This window comes from Flavobacterium chungangensis (genome assembly GCF_042654045.1).
GTDB lineage: Bacteria > Bacteroidota > Bacteroidia > Flavobacteriales > Flavobacteriaceae > Flavobacterium > Flavobacterium chungangensis.
The window spans coordinates 22,715-42,626 of the sequence record NZ_JBHSFY010000019.1; the positions used below are offsets into that span (position 1 = coordinate 22,715).

The window sequence follows — 19,912 nt, forward strand, 5'->3', positions numbered from 1 at the left end:
CAACAAATTTATTTCTCTTATACTGATAAAAGTCAGGTTAAGTGATGTACTGCACTAGTAAATGACGAATTGAATTGGTCATTTTTTGAAAAAAATAATTAAATAATTGTTCGTACTTTGTAAACTATTTCAAAATTAAGAATGAACAAAAAAATTGATAACATACTGGATAACAAATGGTGGCAGGAGGTTGCCGTTGTCCTTTTCTCCTTTACAATATATACCCTAAAAAATGATTGGATGTTATTTAGTTCTTTCGTTTCTATTGCAATGGGTATATTTTTCTATTGCGTTTTGTACATGCATGCCCAGTTTAATCGCTTTTTTCTGCTTCCTATTTTATTCAAAGCAAATAAACCTTTTACCTATATTATTTTAACGCTATTTGGAGTTTTTGTATTTTCTGTCATATTATATGAAATTACAAGAATGGATATGTTTGCCAAATGCCATTTGTACCAAAACTCTCATCAGAGAAGTTATGCGTACCAATTGGCGAGTGTTTTAGGAACTTTGGTCTGCATTCTGAGTCCGATTATTGTTTTTAAGTTTTATCGTATTCATAGAAAACAAACCGATGCGGCTTTATTGTTCAATCAAATGCAATTAAATTCATTGAAAGGACAATTAAATCCGCATTTTTTGTTCAATACATTTAATACGCTTTATGGGATCAGTTTGGAATTTCCAGACAGAACACCCGATTTAATTATGAAAGTTTCGCAGTTAATGCGTTATCAATTAGAAAGTAATAGTAAACAATGTGTTTCTTTAGAAGACGAGCTCGAATTTATAAACAGTTATGTTCAGTTGGAAAAAGAACGTGTCGGTTATCGCTGTGATATTACTTTTGACAGTACGGTAGACAAAGATTATACGTATAAAATTTCGCCAATGCTTTTAATCGCGTTTATCGAAAATGCTTTTAAACACGGAACTTGCGCGATTGAAAACTGCTTTGTAAAAATTGCTATTAAAGTTGAAAATGGATTATTGCATCTTCATGTTACCAATTCAATTCCGAAGAAAAATGATGTGATTTCGACTAAAATTGGTTTAAAAAACACCATCGAACGTTTGAATTTAATTTATGGAAAAGACTATAAATTAGACATTCAGGACGATAAAAAGACTTACATTGTTGATTTAGAAATACAGCTAAAAAAGTTTGTAGGATGAGAGAAACAAAAAGATGTATTATAATTGATGATGAACCCGCTGCACATTATGTTCTGGCTAATTACATTAAGCAGAACCCGCAGTTAGAATTGGTTTTTCAAGGCTATAACGGCATTGAAGCGATGAATTACCTTAGAGAAAATTCAGTCGATTTAATGTTTCTAGACATCAATATGCCTGAGATTTCGGGAATGGAATTGCTTAAAATTCTTCCAACGCATCCTAAAACTATTTTAACTACAGCTTATTCTGAATTTGCATTGGAAAGCTACGATTACGGCGTAATTGATTACTTATTAAAACCAATCTATTTTCCTAGATTTCTAAAAGCAATTGACCGTTTTTTTGCTACCGAAAGTGCCAAACAAAAGACAGAAGAGACTGTAAATTCTGTAAGTGTAAAGGTAGATGGCTATTTAATGGATATTGAATTGGACCAGCTTTTATACGCACAGAGTTTTGGTAATTACGTAAAACTTCATACCATCAAGAGAACGTATCTGGCTTCTATCACCACAACAGAGTTTGAAAAATGCCTGCCAGAAAAGAGTTTTATGCGTATTCATAAATCGTATATCGTGGCGCTGGATAAAATTGATGCAACCGAAAAAGATTTCGTGGTCATTAAAAACGAGCGAATCCCAATCGGAATTACTTATAAAAGAGAACTAACAGACCGATTAAAAAAGCTTGAATTGTAATTGAATGCTTGATTTTAAAGGAGTTTTTTCTGCTAATAAAAAATGTTAATTTCTTCATGTTATCGTAATAGAAAAAGTAGTAAATTTAATACGTTATTAAAGTTTAATTTAAAAAATGAAACTATGAAAAACGTGCTTTTGTCTTTTACTTTTTTATGCAGTACTTTTTTAATTGCGCAGGAGGGAACCAATATGAAAAAAGTGGTCACACCTCCAGAAAAAATACGATTTGCTTTTGAAAGGGAATATCCAGGAAAAGTACCAGTCTGGTCGGAAGAATATGTTGGTGACGACGCAGATGAGATCAGGTATGAAGCACGATACAATGTAGATGATAGAACCAAAGCGGTAGCGATTTACGATAATCTCGGAAACATGAAAGCGTATGAATTGCAGATCCCGTTTAAACAGCTTCCGATAAAAGCACAGTCGTATTTAAAAAAGAATTATAAAGCAAAAGCGATTCTAGAAATTGCAATGGTGGTAGACGATAAGAAAAAAACAACCTACGAAGTCGGTGTAGAAAAAGATACTAAATTTTATGATATTGTTTTTGACGCAGAGGGAGGTTTTAATGTCTCCGTAGAAAAAAACTAAAACGCTTTACTAATTCAAATATTATTTGAAATGACAAACCCGATGAGTTTTTGGTTACTTATCGGGTTTTGTTTTATGTTTTTTTGTTTCAGGTTTAAAGTTTCAAGTTGATATTCTTTGTGTTTTTTAACCGCAAAGAGCGCAAGGTTTTTTCTAAGCTTTATGTTATATAAATGCAAAGTTCGCAAAGCTTTGTCTATAAACTTTGCGAACCTTGCGTAATCCCTAGCGTTCTTTGCGGTTAAACTTGAAACTTGAAACCTCTTACAACATCATTCCACCAGAAACTTCAATTCTTTGAGCATTTACCCAGCGTGCATCTTCGGTACATAAAAAGGCTACAACACCGCCAATATCATCTGGCAATCCAACTCTTCCTAAAGCTGTTACAGAAGCGATTTGCTGATTCATTTGTTCATTGTCGCGAACAACACCACCTCCAAAATCAGTTTCTATAGCACCTGGAGCAACTATATTAGCTCTAATCTTTCTTGAACCTAATTCTTTTGCTTGATATTTTGTTAAAGTCTCCATTGCGCCTTTCATAGATGCATAAGCCGCATATCCAGGAAATGAAAATCTTGCTAAACCTGTCGAAATGTTTACAATTCCGCCACCGTCGTTCATTAGGTTTAATCCTTTTTGAGTTAGGAAAAATGGTCCTTTAAACTGAATATTAGTCAATTGATCAAACTCAGCTTCGGTTGTGCCAACGAAAGAATTGTGAATTCCAATTCCTGCATTGTTTACTAAAAAGTCAAATTTGTCTGTTTTAAAAGTGCTTTTTAAAGTTGCTTCTACTTCTTTAAAGAAAGAATCAAAAGTTCCAGATTCAGCTACGTTTAATTGTAATGCGGCTGCTTTTTGACCTAACTCTTCAATTTCTTTTACAACTAAATCAGCTTCGTCTTTTTTGCTGTTGTACGTGATAATTACATCAAGTCCTTTTTTTGCAATTGCAATTGCCATGTTTTTTCCTAAACCTCTGCTACCGCCTGTAACTAGAGCTATTTTTGTATTTACTGCCATTTTTTTTAATTGTTAATTGTGAATGGTTAATTGTGAATTACTTGCTATTTTTTGTTGTCAGTCTGAGCGGAGTCGAAGACCTTTACGGTACCAATGTCCTTCGACTTCGCTCAGGAGGACAATGATTATTTTTATTTATTGTATTTTACTTTCGTTTGTCAGTCTGAGCGTAGTCGAAGACCTTTACAGCTCGAATATTTTTTAAACACATAGAAACATAGATTTTATTTCTCTTTAAAAGATTACAAAAAGAAACTAGTTTCTAACACATAGCTATGTGTTTTATTAAAAGCGAAAGGCCTTTATTCACTCCAAAAATCTATGTTTCTATGTGTTTAAATTTAAACTATGGATGCATCAGATTAAAATGATTTCTCAACTCTTCTGCGCTTGCGTTTAATCTGGTTTCGCTTGTGCCGAAAGTCAGTTCTTGCCTGTGTTCTTTTAGTTGTTTGAAGATAGATTCGATAAAACTGCTTACGCTTGGATGTGCATCGTGAAGACCAATTCCGCCTAAATCGGTATTTAATGCTGGTGGAATAATTTCTACTACTTCAATATTTTTTTCTTTTAATAAATGACGAAGCGAAAGTGTAAACGAACGGAAAAACGCTTTTGTAGCCGAATAAACGGGAACTTTTGCAAAAGGAGAAAAGGCTAAACCTGAGGTTACATTCATCACTGTTTTTAGCGACGGCAACTGAATAAATAAGGACGTTAAATGCAAAGGCGCTTCAATATTGGTGCTGATTTCTGCTTTCATACTTTCGTAAAAATCAACATCAGTAACCGAAACCCATTTTTGAATTCCCGCATTATTGATTAAAACGTTTAAGTCAGGATGATTTGTTGCAATCCATTCGTAAAGCGCGATTCGTTCTTGTTCTATAGATAAGTCGCATACTTTAGTAATAATTGCAGGAAATTTTGCTTTTACGTCATTTAAAACCGATTCTCTTCTGCCGCAAATAATCACGGTATTGTTTTCCTGAATAAATCGTTCGGCAAGTCCAAGTCCGATACCGCTTGCACCGCCAGTAATTAAAATTTTGTTGTCTGATAAATTCATCTTTTCGTTCTTTTAATTTGATGAGACAAAGGTAGGAGCGAAGTAGAGTTGGAGAGTTGTAAATATCAAATGGATGTTTGCGAAATTCAAATCAGAATTAAAAATATCAATATCAATTATAATTACAATATCAATAGCAATTACAGTTAAAATATAAATATCAATATCAATTGCAATAAAAAAAGCATTACTTTTAATCTCATTTTATGTCCTCCTGAGCGAAGTCGAAGGACACGCAAAGTAGGGCGTACTGTATGGATTTAGCATGAGATCCTTCGACTTCGCTCAGGAGGACAAGCTTTGTGGTAATCTAAAATCTAAACTCTGCAATCTAAAATAATTCTAAAATCCAAAATAATCTACGATCTAAAAGCCAGCGGCGTATAAGAAGTTTGTTTTTTAAAGAAATTAGAGAAATGCGCTAATTCTTCAAAACCAAGGGAATAAGCAATTTCCGAGATGTTCCAATCGGTTTGTTTTAAAAGTATTTTGGCTTCGTTTGTTAATCTGGAACTGATTAATTCTGTCGTGGTTTTTCCGGTGTTTTCTTTTAAAACCTTATTTAAATGATTCACATGAACAGATAATCTTTCCGCAAAATCTTTCGCTGTTCTCAATTCTAATCGCTGATTTGGAGACTCAATAGGGAATTGTCTTTCTAATAATTCAGCAAATAAAGAAGAAACTCTTGCTGCCGAATTGTGCTTAGAATATAAAGCTGTAATAGGTTGTAATTTTTGTCCGAAGTGAATTAACTCCGCCACATAATTTCGAATTAAATCATATTTGTAAATATAATCTGAGTTGATTTCTTTTTGTATTTTGTTGAAAATCAATTCAACTTCTGAAACTTCTTCATCTGAAAGCTGAAAAATCGGATATCCGTCTGAAGCAAAAATAGGGAGTTCATCCAGATCAATTCCGCTTTTGTTTTTAGATAAAAACTCACTGGTAAAAACGCAAAACTGTCCGCCTTGATTGGTGTCTTGCGGTAAATAATTGTACGGAATTTTTGGAGTTGCAAATAGCAATCCCTGTTTTTCGATTTCGATTACTTTATCTGCATATTCCGCTTTGTTGTGGCCTCTAATCAAACTTATTTTGTAATACGCTCTGCGGTCATAAGGCATTCCAGGCTTTCCTTTCATACGTTCCAGAAGTTCTTTAATGTCGAAAACATTAAAGTGCCCGATTTCTTTCTGAATGTCATTTGGCAATAAAGAATTGGGATCAACAGTTGAGCCTTCGGTAATATCTTGGTAAAAGGAATCTAGGGATTTCATATAGGTGAATTGCGAAATTCAAATATACGAAAAAATGTTATGCGAATTTTTGCCACAAAGTCGCTAAGTCGCAAAGTTTTTTATGTTGTTGTGGGATTTGATTTGTATTGCGTTCTAATGGTTGAAACCATTAATTGCATTTTTTTGCACTTGAGAAAATTATTAAAAAAATCTTTGTGCCTTAGTGCCTTCGTGGCAGAACAATTAAAACAAACTCCCTTGCACAAACTCAGGTTCTGGATTACTTCCAAAAGGAAAAGCATCGATTACGAAAAATTGTTTATGCGGTTCTAATTCCCTTAAAACAATTTCATTGCATTCAAATTGAAGATCAATTGTGGTAAAAAGCTCAGAAGCAATTTTAAGATTTTCGGGAGTTAATCTTCGTCCGATTGATAGGTGCGGTTTGTCGCTTTTTTTGAGTTTTAAAAACTTCAAAGTTTCATGAATCTTTTTCATAATCGGAACAAGATTTTTTTCTGAATCTTCATTTACTCCAATAAAAAAAGCGCCAGCATTCGGAAAAGAGTCAAAGTGATTTAAATACACTTCAAAAGGTGTAAAAGTGTCAGAAATTTTAGAAAGCTTTTGTTTGATAGAATCGAGTTGGGATTCATCGATCGTAAATTCACAAATGGTAATATGTGCTTCAGAATTACAGCTATTATACCAATCGATTTTGCTTTTCAAAAAGTCTTTCAATTTTTTAACTGGTTCGACTAATGCTTTAGAATAAAATACGACAGAATATGTTTTTTCCATTTTTGAGGCTTTGAATCACAAATTTAAAGCTTTCCTTTCAAATGCAATCTATGCAGAATTTCAGATTTCAATAAACCGCTTCCGCCGCCAAAATGTTCAATGACTTCAACATTCGGCTGATTTTTTAAGCAGAAAGAAGTAAATTCTTTTTCGACATGATCTTCAATTGCAGAACTCAAAAGAACAATGTCAATAGTATTATTTTCAAAGTATTCTTGTGCTTCTTTTTCATTATTAAAAGCTACTGCGTTCCAGTTTTCATCTGCATTAACGAGACGAAGTAAAATAGCCAAAATAGCTTCGTTTTTTCCGAGTAATAAAAATTGCAGTTGTTTCATTTTTTGAGGTTGTAAGATACTAAGGTTCTGAGATTTTAATTGTCTAATTAAAGAATTACATACAAATGTAGGTAGGGTTTTGGAAAGAAAGACTTAATCTAGGACAAGAATATTTTTTTTTAGCTCTTTTTAAGGTTTTATGTATGAATTGGATATTTTATTATGCTAAAATTTAGTTAAAGTATATTTTGACAATATTTTGCAGTACAATCACTTAAGGTTTTTAATTGTAAATAATATTGTTAATTTTTTCATGCAATGAGGAAAACCGTAAGGTATTCTCTTTTAAGGGCTCTACTTTTGGCATGTTGAAATTTAAAAACAAATGCTGTTTTTTACCTTTTTTAGAATATCATTTTTTAGATTTTAACTAATTCATGTTTTTTGGAGAAACATTTTTTTTGAATTAAATTTTGACATATTCATTTGATCGTGGGTACTTGTATAAAAGTAGATTATACATTAATGTCTTATTTTAAGGGTTTTAAGAGGAAGTCGACGGACTGAATTTTAAAACCCTTAATTTTTAGCATATAAATGAAAAGGCGAGAAACCAAAACTGAAGGATATCGGTATTGATTTTAAATTTCTGGGGAGAAAATCCGTAATAGTTTTTAAACGCAGCGGAGAAATGAGAAACGTCTTTATAACCACATTTATACGCCGCTTCGCTTACTGTAGAGGCTTTGCCTTGAAATAATTCTTTGGCGTGCTCCATTCTAAGTTTGATGATATAGCTTTTTACAGTTGTTCCAAAACAAGCTTTAAAACCCTTTTTTAGTTTGAATTCGTTTAGCGAAATAAGTCTCGAAAGTTCGGGTAGAGTAGGTGTGTTTCGATAATCGTTTTCTAGTATTTTTTTTGCTTCTAAAAGTTTGCCGTAATCTTCTTCGTTGATATTTTCTGCTGGTAAAGGTTTGATAATTAATGTTTCGAGTTGATGAATAAGGAGCTCTTTAATTTTACTTTCGATATAAATTCTTTTTAAAAGACCTTCTCTCGTGCAATTTTTTATTTCGGATGTTACCCACTGAATTGCTGGTGTAAACGGAAGATATTTTGAGATTAAATAACCGGATTGCTTCTGAAGGATTTTTTTTGAAAATTTTTCATGCAGCTGCCAATCTTCGTTTATGATGTTATAATAAAAATCTTTGGAAAGAATAATCGAAAGAAAGTTTACATCTTTGTGAGCCGGAATCTTAAATGATCCTTTAAAATTATTGGTGTAAAATATATTATGAGTATTTTCTTTAGAATACTTTTCGCTTTCCAATTGATCGATATGCGCTTCTATGTTACTGCTATAAATGAAATTCATAACAATTGATTCTTCGTCAATTTCAAAAAGAATAGTTTTAGAATTGGAGAAGTACAATTGCGTATCTAATAGCACCAATCCTTCGGTGATGAAATGGCGACTAATTATTTTTTCCGAATGGTCATTTTCAATATGAACATTTTCTTCGGTTAAAATACTTTTCGGATAATATTTATCTCCAATTTGAATTTTAATGATGGGCGTTTGAGAAGTTAGAAGAGTGGCTTTGATTTTCAAAATATAATCCGTTTTTACAAAATAATAATCCGTTTTTCCCTATCTTTTTTGGAGACGTTGATGGTACTTTTGCAGCAAAGTTATTTATAATTAGTCTAATTAAAGATATGTCAACTCAAAAATTTTTATTTGCCAGTTTATTTTTTCTAACCACGTTCTTATCATTTTCCCAGCAAAATCAGGGTTTCACAGTGTCTGGAAAAGTTGTTGAAAATTCTGGAGAAACAATTCCGTTTGCAACAGTTATCATCGAGAAAACAGGTTTAAGTGTTATTTCAGATGAAAATGGAAACTATATTTTAAAAAATGTACCATCAGGAAAACATACATTAAAAATCTCCGCAATGGGATTTGCAGTTCAGAAAAAACAGATTGAAGTTTCAGGCAATTTGGATGTTTCAATTAAAATGGAAGGCGAATTGCAAGAGTTAGAAAGTGTAACCGTGTTAGGAAGATCTCAAACGGATAAAGTAAATAAACAATCCTATAGTGTAACTGCCATTGATGCTAGAAAACTACACAACTCAACTTTAGATTTATCGCATGCTTTGGATCGTGTTTCTGGGGTGCGTAACCGTGAAGCGGGCGGAGTAGGTTCTAGATCGGAGCTTTCTATAAACGGATTCTCAGGAAATCAGATTAAAGTTTTTATTGATGGAGTTCCGATGGATAATTTCGGTTCTTCTTTTCAAATGAATAATATTCCGATCAATCTTGCCGATCGTGTAGAGGTTTACAAAGGTGTTGTGCCCATTTGGCTAGGAGGAGATGCTTTGGGTGGTGCAATAAATATTGTAACGAATAGTAAACCAAGAACTTTTGTAGATGCTTCTTATTCATTCGGATCTTTTAATACGCATCGTTCAAGCATCAATGCGGGTTATACGGCAAAAAGCGGTTTTACAACAGAAATTAATGCTTTTCAGAACTATTCAGATAATAATTACTGGGTAAATGTAGATGTAGCCGATTTAAATACGGGAGCTTATTTTCCCAATCAAAGAGTGAGACGTTTTCACGATAAATACCGTAACGAAACCGTAATTGTAAATGTTGGGGTAACGGGTAAAAAATATGCCGATAAATTAATGATTGGTTTTACTGGTGGAGAAAATCAAGCAGATATTCAGACTGGTGCAAGAATGGTAAGTGTTTTTGGAAAGATTTACAGAAAAGGAAGCATTGTAATGCCAACTTTAAAATATCAGGTTAAAGATTTATTTACTAAAGGCCTGAATGTAAATGTAACAGGTAATTACAATTTTGGATACGAACAGAATATTGATACTGTTTTTAGAAGATACAATTGGTTTGGCGATTACAAACAATATGAAGGTGCGGGAGGAGAAAGAAGCCGAACGCTTCGTAAGTTCTATAACAACAATGGTATAGCAACTGCCAATGCAACTTATACACTTAATGACAGACACTCTTTTATGGTCAATAATACGTTTAATACGTTCGATCGTAAAGAAAGTGACGAGTTGGTTCCTGAATCATTGGTTTATAAACAGCCTAAAAAAACGCAGAAAAATGTTTTAGGATTGGGGTATAAATTGGATTATAATGACAAGTGGAGTACTTCTGTATTCTTAAAAGATTATTCATTAAAAACTACTTATTCAAGAAGTTACAATCCTTCGGGAGCGACGGGAGATATTGCTTATCAGAAATATGTAGATCATACTTCTACCACGGGTTATGGAGCGGCTACTAGTTATTATTTAAAACGTAACCTGCAGATTAAAGCTTCTTATGAAAAGACATATAGATTGCCAAGTCCAGAGGAAATCTTTGGTAATGTCAATGATAATTTAGAAGGAAATCTTGCTTTGAAACCAGAATCGAGCAACAATTATAATGTAGGAGCAAGTTATCAGACGAGTTTTAGCGAAAAGAATGCTTTATCATTTGATGTAAATCTTTTGCATAGAAATGCAGTAGACTTTATTCGTCCGACATTGAATAATAATCAAACCATGACAACCAATGTCAATCAGGGAAAAGTGACGAATTACGGTATTGATGGTGAGGTAAGATATTCATACTCGAATCGTTTTACGGCTGGTTTCAATGCTACATACCAGAACATTAGAAACAAAACAATGTACGAGCCTAATCAGAACTACGTATCTCCTTTTTATAATGACAGGATTCCGAATATGCCTTATTTATTTGGTAATGCAGATGCGACAATGTTCTTTAATAATGTTTGGAAAAAAGGAAACAATCTTTCTGTTGGTTACAACTTGCTTTATGTGCATACGTACTATTTGTCTTGGCCAAGTATGGGAAGCAAAGACAGTAAATTGGAAATTCCGCAACAGTTTAGCCATGATTTAAATGCAGTCTATACTATGGCAAACGGAAAATACAATATTGCTTTAGAATGTAAAAACCTTTTAGACAATAAGCTTTACGATAATTTCTCCTTACAAAAACCAAGTAGAGCTTTTTACATCAAGTTGAGATATTACTTCAGTAAATCAAATAATTAAATTTAATACAAACACCATAATACAATGAAAAAAAGTACAACATTAGCTTTATTATCAGCTGTTTTAGCTTTTACAGCATTTTCTTGCAGCAGTGATTCTGATAAATCAGGAGGTGAAACTGGCGGAGGAAACGATACAGGAAAAACGAAATATATTATTACTGCAACAACTGGTGCAGCAGGAATTGCAGATTATTTATTAACTGCAGACGATGTATCTGCTGGAGTTATCACAACTACAGGAAACGGATTGGAGCAAGACGGAACATATCGTTATTACATTACAGCACAAAACAATTTCTTTAGTTTACTTTACGGACAAGGAAATCCAGGAGCTGTTACCACTTATAACCTAAACTCTGAAGGAAAACTAGTTAAAAAATCTGATTTTCAAGCAGAAACGGTACACGTATTTGCTGCTGTAAACCAAGATATTTTAACGATTAAAGTTCCAAGAAGTGGTGCTTCTATTGCTTCTATGTACAAAATTGATGCTACAAAATCACTTATTACAGGTGAAGCGCAACAAGACACTAAAGTGTTGGCTAAAAATGGAGAAAGAGCTTTCTTTACTTGGGCAACTCAAGTGGGAGATAAAGTGTATATGCCTTATATGAGTATTAAAGGAGACGGTGTAGACAACTTCGGAACTGCAAATCCAGATAGTACTTGGGTTGCTGTTTACAACTACCCAGAATTGAAGTTAGAAAAAGTAATCAAAGATAACCGTACAAGTTATTTAGGTGCTTATTTTACAAACGGATTATTCCAAGATGAAAATGGAGATGCTTACGGTTTCTCTGGAGCGATTGCTACAAGCAATGCTGTAATGACTTCTACAAAACCGTCTGCGGTTGTGAGAATCAAAAAAGGAACTACAGAGTTTGATCAATCGTACTTCTTTAATGTTCAAGAAAAATCTGGAGGATATAAAATTTCTTCTACAAGCTACATTTCAAAAGGTAAATTCTTATTGTTAATGTACGGAAATGTTGGAAAAAACAACGGTGCAGTTAAAATGGCAATTGCAGATGTTTACAACCAAACATTTACTTGGGTAACAGGTGCTCCAGAAACATTAACTTCTGTAACTAGCCGTTACAATATTACTTCAGAAGATGGAAGCTCTGCAATTGTAGGTATTAATACTCCTGACGGAAACTGGATTTACTCAATCAACGGTACAAGTGCTGTTGCAACAAAAGGTATGAAAGTTGAAGGCGGACAAATTACTGCAATCCAAAAATTAAAATACTAATATTTTTTTGCCGTAAGTCCTTTTTTATGAGGACTTGCGGTTTTTTTATTTATCCTATTTATCTATCCAATTATGTTTTCTTCTTCAAAACCAAATAATAAGAAAAAAAGTAAAAAGTCGCTTTTTAAGCGCATCATGGCTTGGCTGCACTTGTGGCTGGGTTTGGCATCTGGAATCATTGTAGTTATTGTCAGTCTTACGGGTTGTATTTATGTTTTCGAAAATGAAATAAAAGATTTTATTGAAGACTGGCGCTTTGTAAAGCCTCAGAAAGAAGCATTTTTACTGCCATCGCAATTGGTTTCGATTGCAGATAAAAGAATGAAAGATAAAAAAGCTACCAGTGTAACTTTTGGTGCAAAAGATGAAGCTGCGATTGTGGGTTATTTTGTTGAGAAAAAAGAAGAAGGTGAAAGAGGAGGTCGTGGTGAAAAAGGAGAACAAAAAAGAGAAGAAAGAAGAAAAGATCTAGCCCAAAATAAAGAAAAGGCAAAATCGGAACTGAAACCTCAAGGAAAACCTGGTGAAAAAGGAAAAGGAAAGGAAAAGAAGGGTAAAGGAGGAAGAAGACAAGGAACTTTTATAAGCGTTTATATGAATCCATATACGGGTGAAGTGTTAAATGTGAAGACTTTTTCTAGAGGAGACTCACCAGATTTTTTCAGATGGATTTTAAACGGACACCGTGCTTTGTGGCTTCCTTACGATATTGGAAGACCGATCGTTGGAGTTGCAGTTTTAATTTTCGTTGTATTATTAATTTCGGGCATCGTTTTATGGTGGCCAACCAAATGGACTAAGTCCATTATAGATAAAAGTTTTAAAATTAAATGGGATGCCAGCTTTAAACGTGTCAATTATGACATGCATAATGTATTTGGTTTTTACAGCTGTATTTTCCTGTTTTTTATTGCCGTAACAGGCTTAGTGTGGAGTTTTGGATGGTGGAGTAAATCTTTGTATTGGGTAACTTCTGGAGGAAAACCACTGGTTGAAAACCGCGAATCTCCAAAATCTGATACAACCAATGTAAAAGAGTTTAATATCACAACAGCGGATAAAGTTTTATTGAATTTAAGAAAAGAAAATCCTCAGGCAGCTGGAATCATGATTAGTATTCCAGGGAAACCTGCAGATCCGATTGGTGCTTTTGTTTACAAACAGAAACACACTTTTTACAACATGGATCGATATAGTTTTGATCAGCAAAGCCTGAAGGAAATTTCGATAAAAACTCCTTTTTCAGGAAAGTATATCGAAGCGAATATTCCAGACAAAATCCGACGTATGAATTACGATATTCACGTAGGAAGCGTTCTTGGACTTACGGGTAAAATTATTGCATTTTTGGCCAGTTTAATTTCTGCCAGCTTACCTATTACAGGATTTATTATCTGGTGGGGAAAACAGAAATTTGGCAAAAAGAAACCTGCTGCAAAACCAAAAGTGGCAAGTAAAGCAATTCCCGCTCCTAAATTGAAAAATACAGCAGAACAAGAGATTACTGCTTAAACATATTAAATCGGTTTTTATAATTCCTTTTTTGTTTTTTTTTTTTTTTGATAAAAGGCAAAACTTGTAAAAGTTTTGCCTTTCTGTTTTTTAATTATATCCGTTTGATTTGAGCCATTCAGCACAATCTCTAGTCCAGAATTTGCTAGTGTCGACAACGCCTAATCCAAATCCGTGACCGCCTTTTTCATAGATATGCAACTCTGCTGAAACGCCATTTTTCTTTAATGCCAAATAGTAATTAATACTGTTTTCTGGTATAACAACCGTATCATCTGTAGCATGAATTAAGAAAGTAGGTGGCGTTTGAGAAGTTACTTTCTTTTCGTTCGAAAAAGAATCGATTAACTCTTTTGATGGATTTTCTCCAAGCAGATTGGTTTGAGAACCTTTATGCGTAATTTCATTTTCCATAGAAATCACAGGATAAATCAACAATGAAAAATCGGGACGTGCGCTTACTTTATAAGCAGATTCATAAACTTTATCATCATAATGAGTTGATGCCGTTGAGGCCAAATGTCCTCCAGCAGAAAAACCTAAAATTCCAACCTTATTAGGATCAATATTCCATTTTGAAGCATTTTGTCTAACGTAGCGAATGGCTTCCTGAGCATCTTGCAAAGGCCCAACGTTTTTGTTTTTCATCGTTAAATCAGTTGGCATTCTGTATTTTAAGACAAATGCCGTAATCCCTAAACTATTAAACCATTCAGCGACTTTTGTTCCTTCTTTGTCAAAAGCCAAATGCGTGTAGCCGCCACCCGGACAAATTATAACAGCAGTCTGATTTGGTTTTGTTGCTTTTGGAATAAAAATGCTCAAAGTAGGAACAGAAACCTGACTTGTACTTTGTAATTTTCCATCTTTTAATTCTGGTTTTTCTTTATAATTGGCTGCTTTTACTTCATCTGGAATTTTATCCCATAACGGGATTACTTGATTTTGCGCATTCATAGAAAATAGCCCCGAAAAAAGAAGAAAACTCAATGTGATTCCTCTTGAAAATTGTGTTCTTGTAGTTTTCAATTTAATTTATAATTATTTGGTTTGTAATACGATACGGTTTCTGCTTCAAAAAAATACAACTGATGGCGTAAATTACCCAAAATTGATGAATAATTCTTTTTTAATTGCAAATTTCAGGACAATTTTACCCCTTAAAAAGGATGAATTTCACCTGTTGGCTTTTAACAAATATATTGTTTAATGTGTAATTTTGTATTCTTTTTTTTATATAATGTATTTATTTAAGGAGCTAAAATAATTTTTTATACAATATTATTTGGATTGTACAGATTAAAAACTATATTTGTGCAATCGATTACATTATTTTTCTTTGAAGGTGTTAATTTATTGATTTTAATATTTTTAGAAAGCAGTAAATATAGTCTTTTAAGATAACCAAGAATTTCAAAAACTATAATACCCACTTACTATGAATCAAACCGAAACTGTTGCAGTAAATCAAAGTGTAAAAACCACAGGAAAATACCGCTGGAGCATTTGTGCATTGCTTTTTTTTGCGACTACAATCAATTATTTGGACAGACAAGTGCTTTCCTTAACTTGGAGTGATTTTATTGCGCCAGAATTTCACTGGACCAATAACGACTACGGGAATATTACCGCTTTATTTTCTATTTTTTACGCAGTATCATTATTGTTTGCAGGAAGATTTGTAGATTGGTTAGATACTAAAAAGGGATTTCTTTGGGCAATCGGAATTTGGTCTGTAGGAGCTTGTCTTCATGCTTTCTGCGGTATCGCAACTTCTGGAATTATTACAGGAGAATGGTTTGTAGGGTTTCACGGTTCAAAAGAAATAATCAGCACAATAAGCGATACGGCATTGGTAATCAATGTAAGTGTGGCTTTATTTATTTTTGCTCGTTTCGTTTTAGCAGTGGGAGAAGCAGGGAACTTTCCTGCGGCAATTAAAACTACAGCAGAATATTTCCCTAAAAAAGACAGAGCTTTTGCAACTAGTATTTTCAATGCAGGAGCAACAGTTGGAGCTTTAGCAGCACCCATTACAATTCCGTTTATTGCAAAATCTTTCGGTTGGGAAATGTCTTTCATTATCATCGGAGCTTTAGGATTCGTTTGGATGGGATTCTGGATGTTTATGTATGATAAGCCAGAGAAACATTCTAAAGTTACGGCAGAAGAATTAGCTTATATTCAGCAAGATGATATTGCCGACAGTAAATTAGTTGGTTATGTTCCAGAAACGACTTCAAAAGTTTCTTTAATGGAATGTTTTAAATACAAACAAACGTGGGCTTTTGCATTTGGTAAATTCATGACAGATGGTGTTTGGTGGTTCTTTTTGTTCTGGACTCCAGCGTATTTAAGTTCTGTTTACGGAATGGATTCTACAGAAGCAGCGTTGCCATTATTTGTACTTTACATGATTACATTATTGTCTATTATTGGAGGATGGCTTCCAACTTATTTTGTAGAGAAAAAAGGAATGAATCCGTACGAAGGAAGAATGAGAGCGATGCTAATTTTTGCATTTTTCCCATTGTTAGCTTTAATCGCACAGCCTTTAGGATATATTAGTTACTGGGTTCCGGTAATTATCATCGGAATTGCAGGTGCGGCTCACCAATCTTGGTCAGCAAATATTTTTACAACAGTAGGAGATATGTTTCCTAAAAAAGCCATTGCAACCATTACAGGAATTGGAGGTTTAGCAGGCGGTGTGGGTTCAACATTGATTAATAAAGGATCGGGAGTATTGTTTGATTATGCAAAAGATACCAATATGGTTTTTATGGGATTCAAAGGAATTGAGGCTGGATATTTTATTATTTTCTCCATTTGTGCTGTTTGTTACTTAACGGGTTGGATTGTAATGAAATCATTGGTTCCTAAATATAGCCCAATCACTGATTTATAAAGAAAAATGAATAGAATTGAAATATTTTTTTCGTTTCAATTATGCTATTTAAATATAAAAATATAATTTTGTGCAATCGATTACATTAATTTAAAATTATGACAAAATATAGTTCAAGATACGCGTCAAGCCCTGAAGCAGTAAAAAAGTATGATACACAGCAATTGAGAGAAGAATTCTTAATTGATGACTTAATGCAGGAAGATGAAGTTGTATTGGTTTATTCACACTACGACAGATACATTGCAGGTTCTGCAGTTCCTGTAAAAGGCGATTTAGCTTTAGAAACTATTGATCCGCTTAAAGCTCCTTACTTTTTAGAAAGAAGAGAATTAGGGATCATCAATGTTGGAGGAAGTGGTTCGGTTGTGGTAGAAGGAACAACTTATGAGTTAGGTTTTAAAGATGCTTTGTATATCGGAGCTGGAAATAAAGAGGTGGTTTTTAAAAGCGATGACAAAAATAATCCTGCTAAATTCTATTTAAACTCTGCACCAGCGCATACCACTTATCCAACTAAGAAAGTAAGTTTAGCTGAAGCTAATAAATTACAATTAGGGACAATGGAAACGGCAAATCACCGTACAGTAAACCAAATGATTATTGGAAGCGTAGTAACCACTTGCCAATTGCAAATGGGAATGACGGAATTAAAACCAGGAAGCGTTTGGAATACAATGCCGGCACACGTTCACGATCGTAGAATGGAGGTTTATTTCTATTTAGACATTCCAGAAAATCAAGCAGTTTGTCACTTTATGGGACAGCCGCAAGAAACAAGACATATCTGGATGAACAATCATCAGGCGGTAATTTCTCCGCCTTGGTCTATTCACTCAGGTTCAGGAACTAGCAATTACACATTTATCTGGGGAATGGCTGGTGAGAACTTAGATTACGGAGATATGGATGTTTGTAAAATCACTGATTTAAGATAAGATGACAAATTTATTTGATATAAAAGGAAAAGTTGCTTTGATCACGGGAAGTACACACGGACTGGGAATGGCAATGGCAAAAGGATTAGGTCAGGCGGGTGCAACAATTGTGGTTAACGGAAATTCTTCTCAAGAAAAAATTGACAATGCTGTAGCAGAATTAAAAAGTGAAGGCATCAATGCAGTGGGTTACAAATTTAATGTAACAGAAGAACAAGAAGTTAAAGCGGCTGTTGCGAAAATTGAAAGCGAAGTTGGACCAATCGATATTTTAATCAATAATGCAGGAATTATCAAGAGAATTCCGCTTTTGGATATGGAAGTATCAGATTTCAGAGAAGTAGTAGATATTGATCTTGTAAGTCCGTTTATCGTTTCTAAGCATGTTGCAAAAGGAATGATTGAAAGAAAACAAGGAAAAATCATCAACATTTGCTCTATGATGAGCGAGTTGGGTAGAAATACCGTTTCTGCTTATGCTGCTGCAAAAGGAGGCTTGAAAATGCTAACTAAAAACATGGCAACAGAATGGGCAAAATACAATGTTCAGATTAACGGAATCGGTCCTGGATATTTTGCTACAGAACAGACAAAACCAATTCGTGTAGATGGACATCCATTTAATGATTTTATTATCAGCAGAACACCGGCAGCAAAATGGGGGGATCCTAGCGATTTGGCTGGAGCAGCAATATTTTTATCATCAAAAGCGAGTGATTTCGTAAACGGTCACATTTTATATGTTGACGGTGGAATCCTTGCAACAATCGGAAAACCTTCAAACGAAGAATAATTTTCAAATTATATTTTAAAAGACATGAGCCAGAAATTCATACACGATAATTTTTTATTAGAAAATAAATATGCTGAAGAGTTGTACCATAATTACTCTAAAAATCAGCCGATTATTGATTACCATAATCACTTAAATCCACAGTTTATTGCCGAAGATAAAATCTTCGATAATATTACGCAAGTTTGGATTAATGGTGACCACTACAAATGGCGTGCAATGCGTACTTTAGGAATCAACGAGCAGTTTGTAACCGGAAATGGTTCAGATAAAGATAAGTTCTTAAACTGGGGAAAAACGGTTCCGTATACTATGCGTAACCCTTTGTATCACTGGACGCATTTAGAATTGGCTCGTTATTTTGATATTTATGATTTGTTGAATGAGAAATCTGCAGAGAAAATCTATATCGAAACTTCAGAAAAAATAAATTCTCAAGCGTACAGCACACAAAACCTTCTTAAAAAAGTAAATGCTGAATTGGTTTGTACTACAGAAGATCCAATCGATTCGTTAGAATTTCACCAAAAATTCGCGAATAATTCGACTGGAATCAAAATGAGTACGGCTTTCAGACCTGACAAAGCCATCTTAATTGCTAATGATGGTTATAATGCATATCTGGACACATTAGGGGATGTGTCCGGTATTGCAATTAACACTTATGCTGATTTACAGTCTGCATTAAGAAAAAGAATCGAATTCTTTAATGCAAACGGATGTAAATTAAGTGATCACGGATTGAATCAAATTGATTTTGAGAATTTTACTGAAAGTGAAGTAAATGCTATTTTCAAAAAGAAAAGAGAAAATGGCGAATTGTCACCAGAAGAAGTTTTAAAATTCCATAGTGCCATTTTAGTTTTCTTATCAGAAACTTATCATGAGTTTGGATGGGTGCAACAATTTCACTTAGGTGCATTGCGTAACAACAATGCGCGTATGCACAGGATCTTAGGTCCAGATACAGGATGGGATTCTATTGGAGATTATCCGCAAGCACAAAAATTATCTGCTTTCTTAAATGCTTTAGACAGTAAAGATAAATTGACTAAAACGATTATCTATAACCTAAATCCTGCTGATAACGAAGTTATGGCAACGATGATTGGAAACTTCAACGACGGAAGCGTTCGCGGAAAAGTACAATTTGGTTCAGGATGGTGGTTTTTAGATCAGAAAGATGGAATGACAAAACAATTGAATGCGCTTTCAAACATGGGCTTAATTAGCTGTTTTGTTGGAATGCTAACAGATTCTAGGAGTTTCTTATCGTTCCCAAGACACGAATATTTCAGACGTATTTTATGTAATCTTTTGGGAGACGAAATCAAAAGAGGAGAGCTTCCAAACGATATGGAATGGATTGGAAAATTAGTTTCTGATATTTCATACAATAACGCTAAAGAATATTTTAAATTTTAATTTTTTTTAACCATTAAGACATTAAGAAAATTAAGTTTTTGGTTTAATAAATAGTTACTTAAATA

The 19,912-nt window shown here is 33.8% G+C and carries 17 protein-coding genes; 10 read left to right on the forward strand and 7 right to left on the reverse strand.

Annotation, left to right across the window (positions count from 1 at the left end; translation table 11 throughout):
• Positions 1-141 precede the first annotated feature (141 nt).
• From ACFO3N_RS22865 to ACFO3N_RS22875, 3 genes are all read left to right on the forward strand, one after another.
• Complete coding sequence (locus ACFO3N_RS22865) at positions 142-1,179, forward strand: sensor histidine kinase (RefSeq protein ID WP_379801167.1); 1,038 nt, start codon at positions 142-144, stop codon at positions 1,177-1,179.
• The gene (locus ACFO3N_RS22870) at positions 1,176-1,880 is read left to right on the forward strand and encodes a LytR/AlgR family response regulator transcription factor (RefSeq protein WP_379801169.1); all 705 of its coding nucleotides are present in this window, start codon (positions 1,176-1,178) and stop codon (positions 1,878-1,880) included. The genes ACFO3N_RS22865 and ACFO3N_RS22870 overlap by 4 nt, the downstream gene beginning before the upstream one ends.
• Before the next feature lie 123 nt (positions 1,881-2,003).
• Positions 2,004-2,477, forward strand: a complete 474-nt coding sequence (locus tag ACFO3N_RS22875; RefSeq protein WP_379801170.1) for a hypothetical protein — start codon at positions 2,004-2,006, stop codon at positions 2,475-2,477.
• 264 nt (positions 2,478-2,741) lie between these two features.
• Here the strand turns inward: ACFO3N_RS22875 and ACFO3N_RS22880 are convergent, their stop codons facing one another.
• The 6 genes from ACFO3N_RS22880 to ACFO3N_RS22905 all read right to left on the reverse strand — a co-directional run bounded on the left by ACFO3N_RS22880 (position 2,742) and on the right by ACFO3N_RS22905 (position 8,516).
• Positions 2,742-3,506: an SDR family NAD(P)-dependent oxidoreductase gene (locus tag ACFO3N_RS22880; protein ID WP_379801172.1), complete on the reverse strand. Its 765-nt coding sequence runs from the start codon at positions 3,504-3,506 to the stop codon at positions 2,742-2,744.
• Positions 3,507-3,852: 346 nt separating this feature from the next.
• Positions 3,853-4,575, reverse strand: coding sequence for an SDR family oxidoreductase (locus ACFO3N_RS22885; protein ID WP_379801173.1), 723 nt, complete (start codon positions 4,573-4,575; stop codon positions 3,853-3,855).
• 359 nt (positions 4,576-4,934) lie between these two features.
• A complete protein-coding gene (locus ACFO3N_RS22890) occupies positions 4,935-5,858 on the reverse strand; it encodes a helix-turn-helix domain-containing protein (protein WP_379801174.1) in 924 nt (307 codons plus the stop codon).
• Between the two features lie 204 nt (positions 5,859-6,062).
• Positions 6,063-6,620: a 2'-5' RNA ligase family protein gene (locus ACFO3N_RS22895; RefSeq protein ID WP_379801176.1), complete on the reverse strand. Its 558-nt coding sequence runs from the start codon at positions 6,618-6,620 to the stop codon at positions 6,063-6,065.
• 23 nt (positions 6,621-6,643) lie between these two features.
• Positions 6,644-6,958 carry a hypothetical protein gene (locus ACFO3N_RS22900; RefSeq protein WP_379801178.1) on the reverse strand — a complete coding sequence of 105 codons (315 nt, stop codon included), beginning with the start codon at positions 6,956-6,958 and terminating at the stop codon, positions 6,644-6,646.
• Positions 6,959-7,484: 526 nt separating this feature from the next.
• The gene (locus ACFO3N_RS22905; RefSeq protein ID WP_379801180.1) at positions 7,485-8,516 is read right to left on the reverse strand and encodes a helix-turn-helix domain-containing protein; all 1,032 of its coding nucleotides are present in this window, start codon (positions 8,514-8,516) and stop codon (positions 7,485-7,487) included.
• A gap of 191 nt (positions 8,517-8,707) precedes the next feature.
• On the opposite strand from ACFO3N_RS22905, the gene ACFO3N_RS22910 reads away from it, so the two are divergent.
• The 3 genes from ACFO3N_RS22910 (at position 8,708) to ACFO3N_RS22920 (ending at position 13,783) form a co-directional block, all read left to right on the forward strand.
• The gene (locus tag ACFO3N_RS22910) at positions 8,708-11,014 is read left to right on the forward strand and encodes a TonB-dependent receptor (RefSeq protein WP_379801182.1); all 2,307 of its coding nucleotides are present in this window, start codon (positions 8,708-8,710) and stop codon (positions 11,012-11,014) included.
• 24 nt (positions 11,015-11,038) lie between these two features.
• Positions 11,039-12,271: a DUF4374 domain-containing protein gene (locus ACFO3N_RS22915; RefSeq protein ID WP_379801183.1), complete on the forward strand. Its 1,233-nt coding sequence runs from the start codon at positions 11,039-11,041 to the stop codon at positions 12,269-12,271.
• 135 nt (positions 12,272-12,406) lie between these two features.
• Entirely contained in the window at positions 12,407-13,783 is a 1,377-nt protein-coding gene (locus tag ACFO3N_RS22920) for a PepSY-associated TM helix domain-containing protein (RefSeq protein WP_379801185.1), read from the forward strand.
• 90 nt (positions 13,784-13,873) lie between these two features.
• Here the strand turns inward: ACFO3N_RS22920 and ACFO3N_RS22925 are convergent, their stop codons facing one another.
• Positions 13,874-14,812, reverse strand: coding sequence for an alpha/beta hydrolase (locus tag ACFO3N_RS22925; protein ID WP_379801187.1), 939 nt, complete (start codon positions 14,810-14,812; stop codon positions 13,874-13,876).
• Positions 14,813-15,221: 409 nt separating this feature from the next.
• On the opposite strand from ACFO3N_RS22925, the gene ACFO3N_RS22930 reads away from it, so the two are divergent.
• The 4 genes from ACFO3N_RS22930 to uxaC all read left to right on the forward strand — a co-directional run bounded on the left by ACFO3N_RS22930 (position 15,222) and on the right by uxaC (position 19,847).
• A complete protein-coding gene (locus tag ACFO3N_RS22930) occupies positions 15,222-16,691 on the forward strand; it encodes an MFS transporter (protein ID WP_379801189.1) in 1,470 nt (489 codons plus the stop codon).
• Positions 16,692-16,789: 98 nt separating this feature from the next.
• Complete coding sequence (gene kduI / locus ACFO3N_RS22935; protein WP_250836458.1) at positions 16,790-17,629, forward strand: 5-dehydro-4-deoxy-D-glucuronate isomerase; 840 nt, start codon at positions 16,790-16,792, stop codon at positions 17,627-17,629.
• Between the two features lies 1 nt (position 17,630).
• The gene (locus tag ACFO3N_RS22940) at positions 17,631-18,422 is read left to right on the forward strand and encodes a gluconate 5-dehydrogenase (protein ID WP_379801192.1); all 792 of its coding nucleotides are present in this window, start codon (positions 17,631-17,633) and stop codon (positions 18,420-18,422) included.
• Positions 18,423-18,446: 24 nt separating this feature from the next.
• Positions 18,447-19,847: a glucuronate isomerase gene (gene uxaC / locus ACFO3N_RS22945; RefSeq protein ID WP_202004520.1), complete on the forward strand. Its 1,401-nt coding sequence runs from the start codon at positions 18,447-18,449 to the stop codon at positions 19,845-19,847.
• Positions 19,848-19,912: the final 65 nt, after the last annotated feature.

What these genes read in the sequence shown, in the direction of transcription:
- ACFO3N_RS22875 (WP_379801170.1), top strand. Translation starts at nt 2,004, where the DNA reads ATGAAAAACGTGCTTTTGTCTTTTACTTTTTTATGCAGTACTTTTTTA.
- ACFO3N_RS22890 (WP_379801174.1), bottom strand. Translation starts at nt 5,858, where the DNA reads ATGAAATCCCTAGATTCCTTTTACCAAGATATTACCGAAGGCTCAACT.
- ACFO3N_RS22900 (WP_379801178.1), bottom strand. Translation starts at nt 6,958, where the DNA reads ATGAAACAACTGCAATTTTTATTACTCGGAAAAAACGAAGCTATTTTG.
- ACFO3N_RS22870 (WP_379801169.1), top strand. Translation starts at nt 1,176, where the DNA reads ATGAGAGAAACAAAAAGATGTATTATAATTGATGATGAACCCGCTGCA.
- ACFO3N_RS22865 (WP_379801167.1), top strand. Translation starts at nt 142, where the DNA reads ATGAACAAAAAAATTGATAACATACTGGATAACAAATGGTGGCAGGAG.
- ACFO3N_RS22885 (WP_379801173.1), bottom strand. Translation starts at nt 4,575, where the DNA reads ATGAATTTATCAGACAACAAAATTTTAATTACTGGCGGTGCAAGCGGT.
- ACFO3N_RS22880 (WP_379801172.1), bottom strand. Translation starts at nt 3,506, where the DNA reads ATGGCAGTAAATACAAAAATAGCTCTAGTTACAGGCGGTAGCAGAGGT.
- ACFO3N_RS22940 (WP_379801192.1), top strand. Translation starts at nt 17,631, where the DNA reads ATGACAAATTTATTTGATATAAAAGGAAAAGTTGCTTTGATCACGGGA.
- ACFO3N_RS22895 (WP_379801176.1), bottom strand. Translation starts at nt 6,620, where the DNA reads ATGGAAAAAACATATTCTGTCGTATTTTATTCTAAAGCATTAGTCGAA.
- ACFO3N_RS22930 (WP_379801189.1), top strand. Translation starts at nt 15,222, where the DNA reads ATGAATCAAACCGAAACTGTTGCAGTAAATCAAAGTGTAAAAACCACA.
- uxaC (WP_202004520.1), top strand. Translation starts at nt 18,447, where the DNA reads ATGAGCCAGAAATTCATACACGATAATTTTTTATTAGAAAATAAATAT.
- kduI (WP_250836458.1), top strand. Translation starts at nt 16,790, where the DNA reads ATGACAAAATATAGTTCAAGATACGCGTCAAGCCCTGAAGCAGTAAAA.
- ACFO3N_RS22915 (WP_379801183.1), top strand. Translation starts at nt 11,039, where the DNA reads ATGAAAAAAAGTACAACATTAGCTTTATTATCAGCTGTTTTAGCTTTT.
- ACFO3N_RS22920 (WP_379801185.1), top strand. Translation starts at nt 12,407, where the DNA reads ATGGCTTGGCTGCACTTGTGGCTGGGTTTGGCATCTGGAATCATTGTA.